The sequence below is a fragment of the Kribbella sp. CWNU-51 genome (assembly GCF_054073265.1).
In genome coordinates this window covers 94,350-111,156 of sequence record NZ_JBSXMZ010000053.1, presented here as the reverse complement: position 1 = coordinate 111,156, position 16,807 = coordinate 94,350, and the positions used below count along the sequence as shown (strand labels likewise).

8 protein-coding genes are annotated in these 16,807 nt (G+C 63.6%); 3 read left to right on the top strand and 5 right to left on the bottom strand.

Going from position 1 to position 16,807, the window contains the following annotated elements; translation table 11 throughout:
• Window positions 1–719 precede the first annotated feature (719 nt).
• Window positions 720–3,377 (top strand): McrB family protein, encoded by a 2,658-nt coding sequence (locus tag ACXC9Q_RS38880; protein WP_457061788.1) that lies wholly within the window; start codon window positions 720–722, stop codon window positions 3,375–3,377.
• Window positions 3,349–4,590 (top strand): McrC family protein, encoded by a 1,242-nt coding sequence (locus ACXC9Q_RS38875; RefSeq protein ID WP_457061787.1) that lies wholly within the window; start codon window positions 3,349–3,351, stop codon window positions 4,588–4,590. Before ACXC9Q_RS38880 ends, ACXC9Q_RS38875 begins: the two co-directional genes overlap by 29 nt.
• A gap of 884 nt (window positions 4,591–5,474) precedes the next feature.
• On the opposite strand, the gene ACXC9Q_RS38870 is transcribed toward ACXC9Q_RS38875, so the two are convergent.
• From ACXC9Q_RS38870 to ACXC9Q_RS38855, 4 genes are all read right to left on the bottom strand, one after another.
• Window positions 5,475–10,601 (bottom strand): FtsK/SpoIIIE domain-containing protein, encoded by a 5,127-nt coding sequence (locus ACXC9Q_RS38870; protein ID WP_457061785.1) that lies wholly within the window; start codon window positions 10,599–10,601, stop codon window positions 5,475–5,477.
• On the bottom strand, window positions 10,585–12,162 hold the full coding sequence (gene dptG, locus ACXC9Q_RS38865; protein ID WP_457061784.1) for a DNA phosphorothioation-dependent restriction protein DptG: 1,578 nt from the start codon (window positions 12,160–12,162) through the stop codon (window positions 10,585–10,587). The genes ACXC9Q_RS38870 and dptG overlap by 17 nt, the downstream gene beginning before the upstream one ends.
• A gap of 122 nt (window positions 12,163–12,284) precedes the next feature.
• Window positions 12,285–14,204: a hypothetical protein gene (locus tag ACXC9Q_RS38860; protein WP_457061783.1), complete on the bottom strand. Its 1,920-nt coding sequence runs from the start codon at window positions 14,202–14,204 to the stop codon at window positions 12,285–12,287.
• A complete protein-coding gene (locus tag ACXC9Q_RS38855) occupies window positions 14,201–15,067 on the bottom strand; it encodes a helix-turn-helix domain-containing protein (RefSeq protein ID WP_457061781.1) in 867 nt (288 codons plus the stop codon). Before ACXC9Q_RS38855 ends, ACXC9Q_RS38860 begins: the two co-directional genes overlap by 4 nt.
• Window positions 15,068–15,222: 155 nt before the next feature.
• Between ACXC9Q_RS38855 and ACXC9Q_RS38850 the strand changes: the two genes are divergently transcribed.
• Window positions 15,223–15,762, top strand: coding sequence for a hypothetical protein (locus ACXC9Q_RS38850; RefSeq protein ID WP_457061779.1), 540 nt, complete (start codon window positions 15,223–15,225; stop codon window positions 15,760–15,762).
• Between the two features lie 325 nt (window positions 15,763–16,087).
• On the opposite strand, the gene ACXC9Q_RS38845 is transcribed toward ACXC9Q_RS38850, so the two are convergent.
• A complete protein-coding gene (locus ACXC9Q_RS38845; protein ID WP_457061778.1) occupies window positions 16,088–16,780 on the bottom strand; it encodes a hypothetical protein in 693 nt (230 codons plus the stop codon).
• Window positions 16,781–16,807: the final 27 nt, after the last annotated feature.

Below are 16,807 nucleotides of genomic sequence, written 5' to 3'. Positions count from 1 at the left end.
TTCTTCCAACCCGCCCGCGGCATGCACCCAAACTACACGACTGTCATCTTAACTGAACGGTATTGGGCCTTGAGGGGCATTCACGAGCAAGACCGGCAACGGTCGCCGGTTCCACGATCTAGTGATCACGCTGCCAAAGCGCTCCGAAAGCGGTCACTTCGATCCGTGTGGGATACGCATATGCCCAGTCCAGGCTGCGATGCGGCAGACGCTCAAACTCGATTTGCCCCCGTTGAAGCCATAAGCACTCGACCCGGAACGCCGCACCGGCGATCTTCCACAGCAGCTCGCTGGATCGGCCAAGTCGCTCGGCGGTTGGGGTGGCCTCGTGCGACAAGTGCGTGACGGAAGTCGGCGCCGAGCAGCGTCAGGACGTGCGCGGAATGGTAGCGCGCCTTCTATCCGGAACTCCGGGTTGCTTGGTCAGACAATAGTGGTCGGCGCGGATCTATGTCGCCGGCGGATTGGGCCAAATTGAGTTGTTGCTCGACGCAACCGGCCAATGGCCTGCACATCACTTCATAATCCAGATCTCTAAACCGACATCAGCGGCCGCCGCATCCTTTGACTAGGTCAAGTACTCCGGCTCGAAACCTTCCCTCTGGCGCAGCGCACGATCCGGCCCAGAACTAAACTGGGAGGTCGGCCCCGCGCCGAGCTCGCGAACCATGAGTGGTGCTATCGGTGACGTATGTGATCTGAGCTGCAACAATCACTGCATGGTGGAGCGATCTTGGCAGAACGTCTGGGCGCAGATCATCGACAGCGCGTGGATGCATCGACTGAGTGGTGAGCGAATACTGACGCTGGACCGCGAGGTGCCCAACACGATCGTCGAGGTCACACCGTTGGCGATCCGGCGACGTTCGGCGCTGCCCACGGGCAGCGATGGTGCGAGCAGCATCCCCGCATCGGCGGTAGAGAATCTCTGGCGACAGTTGGTCGAACGCGGGGAGACGTACCAGTCTGGGCCGGTCGCTTTTGCGTATGCGCTGATTGGGCGTCTAATCCCGGGCATCGGATACGCGACCGAGCCTCTGCGGCTGTCGATCACGGATCCGGCAGCCGCCATGGCGGCGTGGTCTGGGCCGGCATTGATGCACGTGTTGTTGAAATGGTCACCAAGCCGGAATCCAGCCACCATCGAGTCTCATCGCACGATTGCTGAGCAGCGGGGCAGTGTCTGGTGGGGCTACATCGGCAGTCAGCCACCGGCAGACCAGCGCGAGCGGATGTACCGGATCGAGCTCGAGGGTGGTGCGGACGTCTTCGCGTACCTCTATGAAACCGGGTCAGACCCAAGCGAGGCTCGGTGCACTCGGGCGCGCGTGGTCGACATCTCAAGCAGTGGTGAGGCCATTGACGACGTTGATCGTCCTGACTACTACAGCAAGTCCGACTGCAGCTTCTTCTTCCGTTTGACCGACTTTGAAGAACTTCCACCCGGTTGGGCGGCCGACAACCTGGCCCATATCGACAAACCGACGGCGCCGCATGGCGGTCTGCAGACTCAAAGCGGGCTTCTGTACGTAGTGCACCGCGTCGACGCCGATGAGCCGGTAGAACGCCTCATCCACACGTGGTGGGTGAACCAGGGCAGCAACTACAGTCAGGAGCGCGCCGGAGGGTTCGTGTGGGCACCGATCAAGACACAGGCAGGCTACAGCGTGGCACACCACACGAACGTGTCCCGTCTGCGCCCTGGCCACGTTGTCATCCACTACGCGAACTCCGCGATTCAGGCCATCGGCCAGGTCACTGGATGGCCTGAGAGACGAGCCAGGCCTGGTGCCACCGCCACTCGACCGGGGGACGAGGAAGGACACCTCGCGCCGGTGACCTACTACCCGATCGACACGCCCATTTCGATCACTGACGTGGCCGGCAGGGCCGCCGGGGTGGGACCGTTCGCCGCCTCGGGCGCCGTAAAGCAAGGCTACCTATATCCCCTTGACGCGACCTTCGCTCAACGGCTCAGAAATGACTTCATTGACACGTGGCCGCTCGAATCACCCTGGTCCTCCACTAGTCCCGAGCGTTGGCTGTTCCAGGCTGTGCCCGACAGGTGGGATCTCGCTGAGAACCTGGAGACGTGGGCAGTCGGCGACGAGGACACCTGGACGGCGACGAGATACCGCAAGCGGATGCGCCCGGGCGATGTCGTTGCCCTCTGGTCCGGTGGATCGCGCGCTGGCGTCCTCGCGCTCGCAGAACTGACTGGTGTCCCGTTCGAAGACACGGCGCCGGACTGGATGCAGCCAACCGAGGAGCACACCAGCTGGCGCGTGCCGCTTCGGCTGACCCGAGTCCTCGAAACACCGATAATGAAGACAGACCTGCAGGATCACCCCATTTTGAAGGACCTGCAGATACTGAAAATGGCACAGGCGACGAACTTCGAGGTCACCAACGAGCAGTGGGACGCCCTGCTGGCTCTCGTCGACGAGCCTGAATCGGAGTCGGGCGCGAACACGCTGGTTGACCTGGGAAAGCAGCTTCATCTACAGCCAGAGGACTACCTACTGGAAGTGGAGCAGCTCCTGCGAGACAAGCGTCAGGTGATCTTTTATGGACCACCAGGAACCGGGAAGACCTACATTGCCAGAGCGCTCGCACGGTTCTTCGCCCGTGACATGAGCCGAGTCGAGATTGTGCAGTTCCATCCGTCGTACGCCTACGAAGACTTCGTGCACGGATACCGGCCCGTGCTACAGGCGGGCACGGTCGGGTTCAGTCTCCAGCCCGGGCCCCTGCTGCGGATCGCTGACCAGGCGCGCCTCGACCCGCAGCACATCTACGTGTTGATCATCGACGAGATCAACCGCGGCAACGTCGCGAAGATCTTCGGTGAGCTGTACTTCCTGCTCGAATACCGTCGCGAATCCATGACGCTTCAGTACTCGAACGAGCCGTTCTCGATGCCGGAGAATGTGTGGATCATCGGCACCATGAATACTGCCGACAGGACCATCGCTCTGCTCGATGCAGCGCTCAGGAGACGATTCCACTTCGTGCCGTTCTACCCCAACCGACCTCCGGTCGCGGGCTTGCTGCGACGCTGGTTGCAACACAACAAACCTGCGCTGGAATGGGTTGCGGATGCGGTGGATGCAGTTAACGACAGCTTGCCGGATCCGAACCTCGGCATCGGCCCCAGTCATTTCCTCAAGGAGACCCTCGACGAGCGGTGGGTACAGCTCACCTGGGAGCACTCCGTTCTGCCCTATCTCGAGGATCAGTTCCTCGGCGAGGAGGACCGGCTAGCCGAGTATGGCTTCAATGTGGTACGGGCCAAGGCGAAAGCGGCCAGCCTGACGCCCACGGATGACGACTCGTTAGTGAGCGACGATGAGCAAGCGCCGCCAGCTGACGCTTAGAGAGTACGAACCAAGCGCAAGCGTCGCGCTCAGTGAGTCAGACGTCGACGGCTTGCGGCAGGCTGTTCCGAGCCTGCGCATCACGCCGACGATTGGCCGCGGGGGGCACTTCGACCTTGTCCCTGGAGCAGTCATCGGGGCGATCACTACCAACGGCCTCGATGTCGTCATCAACCCAAAGATCCCGCTCGATCGTCTGCTGTTTCTGCTGTCGTACACACTCAACCCTAAGCACTGGAGGCCGACCTCGTTTACGTACGAGGCGCACGCGTCGATCGTCGACGCCGTCATCCCGAGCTTCCTGTCCCTCGCAGAGTCGGCGCTGCGACGAGGACTCCTGCAGGGGTACCTGAGCGTTGAAGACGCGTTGATGGGCGTTCGCGGCCGCGTACAGTTCGACGAACAGCTTCGCCGGCGGCAAGCAATTCCGCTCCCAATCCAGGTCCGATGGGACGAGTTCACGGAAGACATCGAGGAGAACCGCCTACTCAAAGCAGCGACCCGAATCTTGAGAACCCTGCGTCCTCGGTCGCCGGCCTATGGAGTGCGGATGCGACGCCTCGAGGCGCAACTCGAGCCAGTAGCCGCGGTGCGATACGACCCACGCGCCGTCCCGGAGCCCATCATCACGCGGCTCAACGCGCACTACGAACCAGCGCTGCGACTGGCCCGCATGATCATCCAAAACACGACGTTCGAGATCCGGCACGGCCACGTGACGGCCTCGGCGGTCCTTCTCGACATGAACAAGGTCTTTGAGGACTTCGTCGTCATCGCACTGCGCGAGGCCCTTGGGCTGAACAAGCGCGATTTCCCACAAGGCGCTCGTGGCCGACAGTTACGTCTCGACGACGCACGAGAAGTCCGTCTTGAACCGGACGTCTCGTGGTGGCGTGAAGGGCAATGTCTGTTTGTCGGGGATGTGAAGTACAAGCGGGTTGCCGTTGAGGGCATCAATCATCCGGACCTCTACCAGGTCCTCGCCTACACAGTGGCCGCTGAACTCCGGCGTGGTCTATTGATCTATGCGGCAGGTGAAGCGCCACAGGTGACGCACAAGATCTCGGCACTCCAGAAGGAGCTGGTTGTCCGCACGCTCGACCTCTCCGGCGAGCCTAGCGAGGTACTCGAGCAAGTAGATGCATTGGCCGTCGCCGTGAAGTCAATGTTCGCTCAGGCGCGGATCGAGGCGGCCGACACCGTCATGGCATAGCGGACCGCGACTGGCGACAGCCTCCAAGCTGCCCGGGTCGCCCATTCTCGTCCGGGGTCTTCCTAGTCCAGCTCCCGCGGCAAGCCGAGTGGTGTGTAGACGATACGCATCCAGTCGGATGCCGATCCGCACGGTCACGCCGAACCAAATCGGACGGGAACGGCCGCCGCGTACATCGCTCCGCGACGTGCGACCTACAGAGTAGTTCCTCGCATCCGCTGCCGCCTAAACTCACCGTCGTGCCGATTGTGAGCAAGAACGTTCTCTGTCGGTCCGCCTGGATACTCGACCACTCCGCCGGCCGGATGATCCTGGTAGAGACAAGCAATCCGTTTGGTGAGCAGCCACCCTGGTTCGTTTGCTATGCAGTACTCCCATCGTGGCTAGCCAGCCCCGCCCCAGTGGGCATGTCGTAACCGTCAATACTCGACCGGGCTCGGGACCTGCCCTTCGCGAAATCAACATGATCTAGACGGCACAACACTTCCGCGGCTTGCGAGAGTCGCACACCACGCCAGCGGTCGCCACTGGCCGCCTGATGCTGAAGGAAGGCTTGTTCAATCTTCCCTCGCCGGATCGAACAGACGCTGGCGACCGCTGGGCCGGCGCGGTTGGCGGAGACCTTCCGGAACGCGATCAGAAAGGAACGGACACAACGAGCGAGCGCAGTGGCTCAGCGGGTTTGCAGCGGCTGAACCAGGTCCGCTGTCCCGACGACCTCTTAGTCACTTTGGCGGCGCGTCCCGGCCCGGCTGCCTGAGTTCACGGGTACCGAAGTCGATCGAGACTGGATACGACGATCCCGCCGCTCAGAGAGTCAGCTCCTCCGCCATGTAGAGGATTCTGTCTTAGCCGGCGGGCCAGGATTCGGGCCGATCTTCGCATCACAAGATGACCTTCCTTACGTCCTTCAGCGTCGTAAGCGGTGCCTGCAGCCGCTCGATTCGGCCGTTGCGGTAGAAGAGGAGGTCGCCGTCGCCCAGAAGATCTTCGGCCCCGTTGCGGTCCAGCACGGTCCTAGAATCCGTGCCGCTTGGTAAGGAGAAGGCGATACGCGCGCTCAGGTTGGCCTTGATACTTCCTGACACAACGTCGACGCTGGGCCGTTGTGTAGCAAGGACAAGGAAGATGCCGTAGGCGCGGGTCAATTGAGCGTAGCGCTGAATGAGTTCGCTGAACGCCCTTCGATCCGAACCGGCGAGGACCAGATCCGCGAACTCGTCGACTAGGATCACAAGTTGGGGCAGGTCTTCGAGACGGCCTCCCATCTCGTAGTATTCCGCGGCCGAGCTGACACCGGCATCTTCCAGGATTGGCTGCCGAAGCGTGATCTCCGCCTCAAGCGTGGCTGCGAGGAGGTCCAGCGCCTCATTCGGGTCGAAGATGATCGCATTGCCTCGCACGTGGGGGGCGCGGGCGAACGCGGCGAAGTCCAAACGCTTCGGATCGACAATTAGAACCTGGAGTTGTTCGGGAGTTCGCGCCCGAAGCAACTCGAGCAGCATCCCGCGCAGAAAGACGCTCTTGCCGGAACCTGTTGCGCCCGCGACGAGCAGATGAGGGAGCCGCGACAAGTCGGATACTTCGATGCGACCGCTGGGCGCTACACCTGCGATGAATTGGAGAGCGCCTGGCTTGCCGGGGCTGCTGTCCAGGATGGGTAGAACAGACGCGAGCGGAACTGTGTCGCGTTCAGTGCGCGGCACATCCACCGTAACGAAGCCTGGCTCGTCACCCACCTGAACCTCCCCCGGGGCCGCAATCTCCCTGCCGATGTCCCGCGCTCGGCCCTCAACTGCGGTGATTGACAAGCGGCCCAAGGTCCGGGTGCGGAACCGGACCAGGCTGGGACCGACCTGGGCAGGAGCGGCGTTGAACGGTTCCACCGCTAAGCCGTACTTGGCGAAGGCAGCGTCCAGTCGACTCGACATGATCCCAACCTCGGTTAGCGTCGATTCGGCTGGCTCGTCCACAAGTCTAGGTTGCGGCGATGGAGCCGCTGTGTCTGCTGGTGCTGAAACGACGGGTCGATTGGCCGGACCTGGACCTGGGGGTGCGGGTGAGCTCGGCTCCTGTTGGACCGATTCGTCGTCGTGTTCGCCGCCGTACCTGACATCGGGAAGCGACTCGGATCGTGGAATTGGTTTGCCCGCGGCGATCGCCTCGAGTGCGGGACGTCCGAGGCGCACGTGCCCGAGCGCCAGCCCAGCGCCAGCGAGCAGCTGCCTGTGCACGGGCGCCCCGCTGTCGCCTTCAATGGAGATGAAATCGCCGTTGAGGCTGGCGGGACCTGCGCGATAGTCGAGTCTGAGCTCAAAATCCCCTCGCGAGATTGCCTCGAACGCGGGTTCCAATGCTGCACGGTCGTCGGGCCGGATCAGACCGAAGGCGGATGCTCGGGTCGCAGCTGCACGCAACAGTTCCGACAGATCGCGCGCCCGGAACGCTCGCTGAGGGGTATCCCTATCAGCGTATGTGGTTAGCAGCCACTTGTGGGCTCGCTCAAGCTGGCGTCGAGCGTACGCTGCAGCGCTCGGATCGGTCGAACCGCGATACTTCACTTCGAGCAGGCGCCCTTGCAGCAATATCGTGCCGGTGTCGCTGTCCGGGATGCGAACGTACAGTAAATCGTCGCACATGCGGTCCTTGCTGGGTCGCGCGCCGGGGGGCAGCGCGTCAAGCATCTCGTCCATTGGAACGATTACGCCGACCGGACCGTCAGCATGGAGCCCTCCTTCCAGGTCATGCACCGCGGCAATGGCGCACGCCAGTCCAATCCGCTCATGCAAGTCGTTTGGATTGGCACCGACGAGGTCAAGTGCCCAGCGCCCGCTAACGCCATTGAATAGTTGCAGGAGCCGGTCGAGGCCTGCCTCTGTGGGACGACCGAGCTCAGTTAGCGCCTGCCTTAACGCTCGGCGGTAGGGCTCCACGCGGTCCGTGGCAGTGATTGCGTCGAGGCCCGGCTGCGTGAGATCGAGCCGGTCCTCGTAGTCGATGAGATACCGCGCGTGCCGCCCTGCCGCGTCGGGCGCGAAGGCCTCGAGCCCGAGCAGCTTGTCGAGGTGAACTACCCAGGCGCTGCCGCGGTAGAGATTCGCAAGGAAGTCGCGCCCAACGCGCGCGGACGGCATGCGGGTGCGGCCGAGCGCGATTGGGTCTCGCGGCATCCCACTGACGAGCTCGAGCGTCTTATGCGTCAGGCCTGGAAGCCACCCCCCGCTGTGCACCGAGCCCGTGAAGGTGCCCCACATGAATGTGGTCTCGTTGCGCCCTGGCTCGATGTATCTGCCGGGAACTGCAGCAAGGCCGTCGGCGAAGAGGGTGCTTGCTCGCGCGTTGAGGTCGACGGCAGCGGGCTGCCGCAACAGGGTTGACTCAAATACGAAGGACAAGTGCGCGAATCCAGCCACTCCTTCCTCTGGAGTTACGCGAACCACCTCCAGCCTGTCCTGCAGGAGACGGTCAGTAGGTGTGTCGGCTTCACCCGAGTGCACTTCGCCAGAGACTAGGGCCTCGATCCTCGTAGCTGCTTTGCTTGAGCTGACAATGGTGACTGCCAAACGTGGTACGGGGTCCGTCGTCTTTCCGTTCGCGCTCGGGCGGACCAGTGCTCGTAACGCGTCCAAGATCACAGCTCCGTCGCCGGGCTCATGGAACGCGAGCGAGAGTCGCTGGCGTACGTCTCGATATTCGGGGTGGACCCGCATGAAGTGGTTCATCCTGCGGGCGATGTAGGAAGGCCTCTGGTCGCTCGACACGCCCACGGACGTTGGGCGGTAGCGTCGCCAAAGCAGCGGCGCAGGGGCGCCTGTTTCGTACCAGTCGCCGTCAAGTGAGAAGTATGGGACTAGGTGGCGCATGGTGCATGCTTCGATGTCCTCGCGGAGCACCTCGCTGGCTCTGTGGAGCCATGTGTCGAATTTGTCGCCCAGCGCAAGCAAGTATGCAACGCTGAGCGGGCTCGTCGGGGCAATCAGCAGCTCGCCTGACTCCCCGTCAGCTACCGCATCACAGAGGAAGATCTTCTCGTATTCGGCGGAAAAGCGCCCGCCTGCCAAGACAGCGTCGAGCAATGCCGAATATGTCTCGAGGTACGCCTGCACTTCCGCCTTTCCCACGCCGGCCACCATTGCGTGGACGGATCCCTTCGGCCCTACGGCGCCGAAGAATGTCTCACGGGCCGCAAGGAAATCGTTGAAGCCGGGGACGCCTGACACGTCTAGCGTGTCAAGGTGTGGATGGCGGTCGAGCTTCGCTCCTTCGCTTGTGCGAGTCACAACGAATGCGGTGGTGCGCGGGTTGTCAAGGATCTGGCGCTCCAACTCAAGCCCCTCAAGACCTTGGGCAAGCCGCTGAGGCACTAGGTCAAACCTGCCCGGAGTGATGATGTTGCCGGTGCGGCGTCCATCGTCATCAGTGGTTACGAAGAAGTCTGCCGGTCCGAGCTCTTGCCCTGCCCGGCTGGCGGCCAGCCGGGCGTGAGCTACCGACGCCGCCTGTGGTGCGTGCAGATCAGACACTGACTCGGTGTCGGGTTCGGTCGATTCGGGGTCGTCGGATGGAGCCTGCTCGTCTCCGGATCCTGGCAGGTCTCCGTCGAAGCCGTTGCCGGTCGTCTCTTCTTCAATCAGAAGATCTATTGGGTGGCGTTCGCCCAGCATGACTGCACGACAGTGCTCGAGTTCACCGTCCGCGGCTGATTCACTTGGCCGCTCGAGTGCGGGCTGTCCGGCGAGCTCGCCGCCGGGGCCCAATGCTAGGAGGCGCATCTGGCTGCTGCCACGAAAGGCGGCAGAATCGAGATCGAGGTCGAGGCCCGCTTCGAATGGAGCCCACTTACCTTCGTCCAGGAAGACCGCGAGCTCCGCACTCAGACCCGACGGTAGATCGAGGCGGCCGAATCGCCAGCCTGTCCCATCCGCGCTAAGCCGGATCTCTCGGTCGCCTGCAGCAATTGGAAGGTCCACGGTGGCGCCGCTGCCGGACCAGGTGACCGAGGCGCTGGCATCCGCTGATGCCGGCGCGGCGAGAGACACGCCGAAGGACCCCCCTTTGGGCTTCCACACAATGGCTCGGTTGCCTAGCGAGGCGCAGACTGCGTTCGTCGTGGCGAGGGGATAGGCCAGTCGCAATGGCCTTCGCTTGGGCTGGTCCGTTGGAAGGTCGTCAAGCGTGAACCCGGAGTAGTTGAGGCCGAAGGGCGTGCGAGAGGCGAGCACGCGACCTAGACCAGGGGCGCTCCCGTCGAGGTAGCGGTTAGCAAGCGACTTCTCAAAGTCCTGTCCCGGAGCGAGCCATCCTTCAAGCGTGACGCGCCACTTGGCGGCCTTTCGAAGTCGGCGGGTCGGATCGCGGTAAGCCTCAGGATCAGCGACGTAGCAGCCCAGCTCCTGGAGTGCGATTCCCGCCTGGATGACGTCGGGAAGCTGCGCCAGCCGCCGCAATGCGCCCAGCGCGATGTGATTTCGAGGCAGCCGTCCATACGCATTGTCGTCTGCGAGGATCGCAGCGAGCAATGGCCTCAGCGATGCGCGCGCACCGGCGACGGCGGCATGCGCCAGTGTCCGCCATTGCAGGCTGTGGAGTGTCGCCGCGTCCTCTGCGGCCGTGCGAACAGTCTCGACGGGCGTCGCATCGAGGATAAGAAGGACGTGGCGTCCGTCGCCGCTAGGAACCTCGTCCCGGAGCAGAGCAGCAAACCCAGCAGTTCCGCTGTTCGCGCCAGCCTCTCCGACTAGATATGGAACGAGAAGTCGACGATCTCCCGGCTCATCTCCAGGAAGTGTGATCGCATGAAGTGTCACTGGCTCTCGGCCGGCGCTGATTGTGACGAACGCGTTCGGGTCCATTCGATCCGACAGGCTTGCGAATATCGCGTCCGGCGTGACGTCGAGAAAAGTGCGGAGGAGCAGGCGGCGGTGCCCTGTGGATGCCGCGGCCTCGCTGAGAAGCGCGTCGGCAATTAGGTTGGCCGCAAACCGCAGATCCGAGTCAGGCGTAGTGAACAAAGGATGCCTCCCCGGCGTCCGAGTACCTGTCGAGCAATCCCAGTCGTTCCAGAGTGTTCGCGAGCGCATCTCGCTCAGTGTCATCTTGTGGTGCTAGACCGTAGGCCCGCAGTTCGCGCAGAAATGTGTCAAATGGCACCTCACGGTCCACGCATACGAGGCGCACTAGGAGGACAAGAAGCTGCTCGTCGATCTCGAAGTAGCCGTAGCTAGGGCCATTGCGTGAGATCAGTGATCCGCGTCCGACTGTCCCCTTCAGCATGAGTGAGTTGACGACAGAACTGCTGATCCGCCGTAGGTCGCGGCTTCGCATATGCCGGATGTCTTCGCGCAGAGCGTGAAGGCCGGGCAGCGTGTCGCTAGTTCGGCTGGCGTGCTCCAGCTCCTCACGCGTCGACTCCCCTTTCCTGCAGGCGTCATGGTGGAGGACAGCCATCGCTGCCGCTGCGGCGCCCATCGATCGCCTGAGGTCCCGGTCGGAGCCGAGGGCAATTGCCAGGGCTCGCATGTCATTCCTTTCTGCAGCGGCGCCGCCACCAAGGGCTTGCCATGCGCGGCTCGCGAGGTTGCGCGTGATAAGCGTCGGCAGGAGATCGAGCAATCTTCGGCGGTCGACTTCGACATAGGCCGCCCGGCAGCCGTCGGTTCCTTGGACGCGCCGGAAATGGCCACTTCCAGTGCGGAACCGCAGCAGGCCGGCTAGCGCGCACGACTGTAACTGTTCTGGGTCGCGGCCTATGCAGGAGCAGCCTTGCGCGCCGGGCGGTGGCGGGATCTGTGCAGATGCAGCAATGACGCGGTCAATGTCGCCTCCTAGGGCGACGGCGATCCGGTAGAGGCGCAGCGCCAGGTGCAGGCTGATGAGTATCGTGAGCCATTCGGCGCGCTCGGGGCGAGGTAGTTCAGTAGCGAGAACGGTCTCGAGATCTCGCCTGAAGAGTGCGAGGCTCGGCTCGCAAAAGGGGCCGCCTCGGGATTGGAACTCGGCCGCAAGCTCCTTCTCGTACCGGCTGACGAGCTCTCGGGCGTCGGGTACCGCGTTCGGACGAGGTGCTTCCTCCAGCGCGATGTCGAGGAACCGGCGGTCCAGGATCGTCAACTCGTTAGAGGTGGCGGCTCCGTCCAGCAAACTCTGAATGACTTGCTCGCTTATGCCGTCGGACCCGGAATCCCAAAGCAGGTACGGCAAGACCTTACCGTCGAACATCTTGTAGCCGACCGGGATGGACTTGCCATTGCGTAAGCGCGCGTGCCGGTAGTTGAGGGGCAGAGCCGCATGGACTGCGAGCATTGTCGAGGCTGTCCTGCTGCTGAAGAACCGCTGCTTCAGAGCCTCTGCAGCTACCCGCGAGGCCTCAAGGCCGAGGCCGAGGCGGCTGGGCAGCTGCTGAGCTAGGCGAAAGTCATCCAGCAATGGACCCGCCGATTTAGGTGCTGACTCGGCGATGATGTGCCATAGCAATTTATCGCGGTCATCACCGTGCGGCACGGTTGGCAGCAGGCCGGCTATTCCAAGAAGATCGCTCTTCTCGCCGCGCAGCATCGGCTTGCCCTTGTCCATGCCTGCGTCTTGAACGGGCAGGGGAACGATTCTCCCGGCGACCGATAGGTGTGTGCCATTGAAAGTAACGTCAACACCGGTTTGGGAGCTCACGGACTCGAGGGCGGCTCTTACGTTCTCACTCATAGTGCCTCCGTGGCTCGCAGAACGCGGGCAGCCGCGTTTCGAGTGACGATTCGGAATTTCCGGCCCCCCGGCCCGCGCTCACGAACGAGCAAAGGCCGATCCGGTTCCGCCGCGGCGCGGACGCCGACCACGCGAATGGCCTGCCGCAGCGCGAGGAACCGTTCCAGGTCGATGGCAGATGGCGCAGCCCCGCGTGCGGCCTCTCGGAGGAGCTGCCATAGCGGGTAGTCGACTGCGATAGAGCGGTGCGCAGCCCGTGCAGAGCTCGGCGGCGTATGCGAGCTCTTCGTCGGGTCGTCCAGCTCAAGGGAGATAGTCAGCGGCCGGTACCTGACGAGCGACGACCCCACAGGGTTGTGCTGCGTGACCGGATCCGGCCGTGTCTTGAGCCAGCCCTCCTCGATTAGCCGGACTCTCACCATCAGATCCGCAGCAGCATCCGCCGAAGGGCTCGATGTCGGGTAGTAGTGCTCAAGACCCGTTGCCAGACCAAAGACAATCGCAAGTCCCTCCTCGACGGTTCCCAAAGCCAGCTCGAGGGCGCGGCCCTGGGGTGAGTCATCAAACTCGGTCGCATTCGAAGCCTGCGCGGCGAGCGCGTCAGCGAAGTCTTCGGACAGCCCGCTACGCCCTTCAAGATGGCCGCCAAGCCAGGCCGCTCTAGCCACGACACGTCCCCAGACTCTCTCGCCTCCATGCGATGTCGTACGGCCGTGCCGGAGTGCGTCCGCCGCTCGGACGACAGCTGGGTGAGGCTCTGCCAAGCCACCACGGAGATTACTGAGGAGCAGATCCGCGTCAGCATCCGGATCCAGCCCCGCATCGGCGATCAGCTTGTGGGCCGGAAATGACGCCTCATAGCTTGGATCCCGAGACGCTATCTCTGCAACCAGACTCCCAGGGCTGGAAGGAGCAAGCATCCCGTCCTCAAGCAGCACAGGTCCAAGGGCGCCGTTGCAGGCCATTGCGTGGAGGAGCAGCGACTCGTCCCTCGCCGCCGCGAGATCAGCGATCGCAAAGCACGGGTCACGGCCATCCCCTCCGCTGAGGTCGAGGCCGCCGAGCGCGAGTTCAGCTGCAGCATCCCAGAGCGACCGGGGGGCAAGCTGCCGGCCGCGGGCCAGGGCTACGTCACCGGCAGCAATGTTGAGCGCGCGGCGCCCCTCTTCGCTGGCGACCAGCGCCGCATTTGCCATCGGCCAGCACCAGTCCCGCACACCGCAGGTTGAGCATCGCGGCGTTCCCTCCAGTACGCCGTCCGGGTCGGAGGGGTCGAAGCGGCTGAGGATGTCCTCGAATAGGGAACCGGGCGGCCCTGCCGTAGTGCGGTGGTCCAGGTTGACGACCAGAATGCCCTCGCTCATCCATTCGGGCGGCGTCGGCGCACCTGGCAGCGGCGGGAGGTTGAGGCGGGCGCGCAGCAGGGCCTCGAGATGGGTCAGCTTCGGGGCTCCGTCGAGCCCCGGGAGATCTGTGAAGAAGCGAAGTGCCATGCCGGTGTTCATCGCGATCGCGCGGCATGGCTGGGTAGGTTCTAGTGACCCGTCCGCGAACGGAGTAAAGAACTCCGCAAGGCGCTCGGCCTGGTTCCTGTCTGGCGCGTCGGCGTGGGTGGCGTCGGCGAGGTGGTCGCCGATTCGGCCGGCCGCAGTTTCTGCCTCTCGTTGCAGTAAGTGGTTCAAGGTTGCGGATTTTCCGCTGCCGGCGCTCCCGGTGAGCACGAGAAGCCGTCGATGAGCGTCAGGTCGGAGTGCTTCCCAGATCGCGTCCTCGAGCGAGCCCCACCGGGCCATGAGCAGCTGTACATCGCTCGGCTTTTGATCCCGGACCACGGCCTCACTGGCGCCTGCACGCAGCTGCTCGAGTCGGCCGATCGGGCTTGGCAGCTCCGTGTTGAACGGCTCTTCTGCATTCACAGCTGGTCCCCTAAGTAGTAGAGCATGGCGTCCTCATCGAGCAGGGCTTCTTCAGCCAGCCGCCGCAGGGCCATCCAACCGGGTACGGAGAGGCGCTCGGCGACCGCCGCAACGACGTCTCCCGATCGGAAGGTCCACGGGTTCTGGGCATCTTCCTCGAGCTCCCGCTTGACTGTCTCAACCGCGCGGTCCAGTAGGGATCGAGGACAGAGGAGATGGGCAGCGACGTCGACAGCTTGCTCCTCGTCCTGAATCATCCGAGGAAAGGCGCACGACCGTCGTCCGATCAGGACGTGAGCGACCGCGTGTGCCACGAGAAAGCGCACTCTCGGCGAGGCCGCAACATCGCCAGGCGAGCCGGGATCAAAGATCGTGACCACATCCCCGTCAAATGTCGCTGCCGGGCGGTCCTCACCAGAGCGCACCTGCAGACGCAACCCAAGAGTTCGACCCAAGGTCTCAGGATCCACCCGGCCACCCTCAATGCCGCGGCCCGGAGCCTGCTGGAAGAGCGAGCTCGCCAGCGCTCCAGCGTCGATCCGCCGGAGCGCTGGCACAGTTTGATCGGATAGCGCAGGCTCAATCAGCGCATGCGGAAAGTTGGCTAGTACCCGTTCCGCTGTTGGGGTCACCATACCGGCGGCGGACGTGAGCCGCGCCCCCATCTCGGGACCAAGCACTTGGGCCAGGCGGCTGAGCAGGCCCCGGCTGATCTCGCGACCCGCTCGCCCACGTTCGAGCCGCGAGAGGTGCGTGAAGTCGCTGCCGGATTGGCGGGCGAGTTCGCGCAGTGTCAGCCTGCTCGCGGTGCGCAACTCGCGGAGCCGGTCGCCGAAGCTATCCGGCCTCTCGCCCTCTGTCATGACAACCAAGGTCACGCAGATTGCGAGGGATGTCTAGGTAGACATGTTGTGTTTTGCCGCAACAACCAACACCGATTGCTTGCCCACCCAGGGTGAATCGATCACCGTGGGAGGCGAACAGGTGACGGACAAGTAGATCGAGGGAAGGAGGAGCGGTGGCCGCGCGGTCCGCGTTCGTTGATGAATCAACCACGCAGCACGACTATGTCGTCTGTGCGATCCTGCTCGGACCGCACAAGCTGGAGGATGCGCGCCGTGCTCTGAAGCAGCTGCGCATGCCGGGCCAGCGGCGGATCCACATGACTAAGGAATGCGACAGCAGACGTCGGCGGATCCTGAGCGCCGTAGCCGACCTCGAACTCGAGGCGGTGCTGTACCGCGCTCTTCTGGACCGTCGGCCACATCGGGAAGCGCGGGATGATTGCCTGCGGGCGATGGTCCCCGACCTGCTCGCCCGTGGCGCCGCGCGCCTTGCCATAGAGTCCTGCGATCAGGACCGCCAGGACCGCCAGATCATCGGCGACGTTCTGGCGAAGGAAAGGGCCCACGACCGCCTCGCATACCGCCACGAGAAGCCGTCCAGCGAGCCGCTGCTGTGGCTTCCAGACATCATCGGGTGGGCTTATACCAGGGGTGGCGACTGGTACCGCCGTGCGCGCTCCTCGAGCATTGAACTTCGCGTGATCGACGCTTAGATGCGCGAAACCCGGCCGACTCACCGTCCGGAAAGCTGCCGGGCTCACTTCCACAGGCCACCGCCCGCGGCGCAACCATTCTTACACACACTTTCGTTTCTATGGATGTCCCGGACAGGCCCCTACGGCACGACGACCGACTCGCGACAGCAAGGCGCCCCCGACGGGTACTGACGTCGGGGGTGGCGGAACAGCAACACTTCGCGTGTACGCAGCCTGTACACGGACCGTCGTCGCTGTCGCCCGAACATCTATGCGAGCCTGTCTGACGTCAAGTGCTGAGCGCTTGCTGTGGTCGGCGCGCGGCGCCGAGATCGGTGAAGCGTCAGGCAAGGCCCAAATCTCTGACGATCTGCTCCTTCGACTGAGCAGGCATGCGCCTGTAGGTGGTCCACGCTCGATCGAGTGGTGTGGGCCCTCGATGGGCTCGACGCATCCACCGGTAGATCCGGTCCTGGTCGACCTTGTCGAGGTTCCGGACATCTGCGAGCAGTCGGCCGATATCGGCACGGTCTGATCGCTCAGTTCCGGCGCGGCAGAGCTTGCATACCGTCACCAACTGCTCGGCGTCCGTCCCGTCCGGCAGAGCAACGCTACGCAAGGTGACGGACAGAACGGCGGTCTGGTGGGGTGCCTCTGGATAGGGCTCGCCGCCGGCTATGCCGCAGGTGGTGCACTGATAGTTGTCAGCTGCGAGCGTGGCCTGGCGCTGCTTGGCCGAGATCGTCGTGATCGTGGCCTCGCGGCGGGCGTTGCTGTCCCACACTGGTATGCCGATCTTGACGAGGCGCTGCTCCCCGGACGCGAGCGAGGCGTCGTCGGTGTTGGTGTGGATTACCCATCCGTAGTCGCGAAGGTCGCGGATCCGCCGGTCGGCTTGGGATATCCCTGGGAACGCCTGCCGTACCTGCTCCTTGGTGAAGACCCCTCCCTCACCAACTTCGGCAGCGAGCCACAGGGCGCCCTTGATCATCGTGCCCGCCTTCAGTGTGGGATCGTCCCACCTAGGAACACTCACGGTAGCTCCGCAAAAGCCGGCTGCAGG

Bases quoted from the DNA above. Each gene is read 5' to 3' on its own strand.
- ACXC9Q_RS38880 (WP_457061788.1), top strand. From the start codon at position 720: ATGGTGGAGCGATCTTGGCAGAACGTCTGGGCGCAGATCATCGACAGC.
- ACXC9Q_RS38875 (WP_457061787.1), top strand. From the start codon at position 3,349: ATGAGCAAGCGCCGCCAGCTGACGCTTAGAGAGTACGAACCAAGCGCA.
- dptG (WP_457061784.1), bottom strand. From the start codon at position 12,162: ATGGACAAGGGCAAGCCGATGCTGCGCGGCGAGAAGAGCGATCTTCTT.
- ACXC9Q_RS38855 (WP_457061781.1), bottom strand. From the start codon at position 15,067: ATGACAGAGGGCGAGAGGCCGGATAGCTTCGGCGACCGGCTCCGCGAG.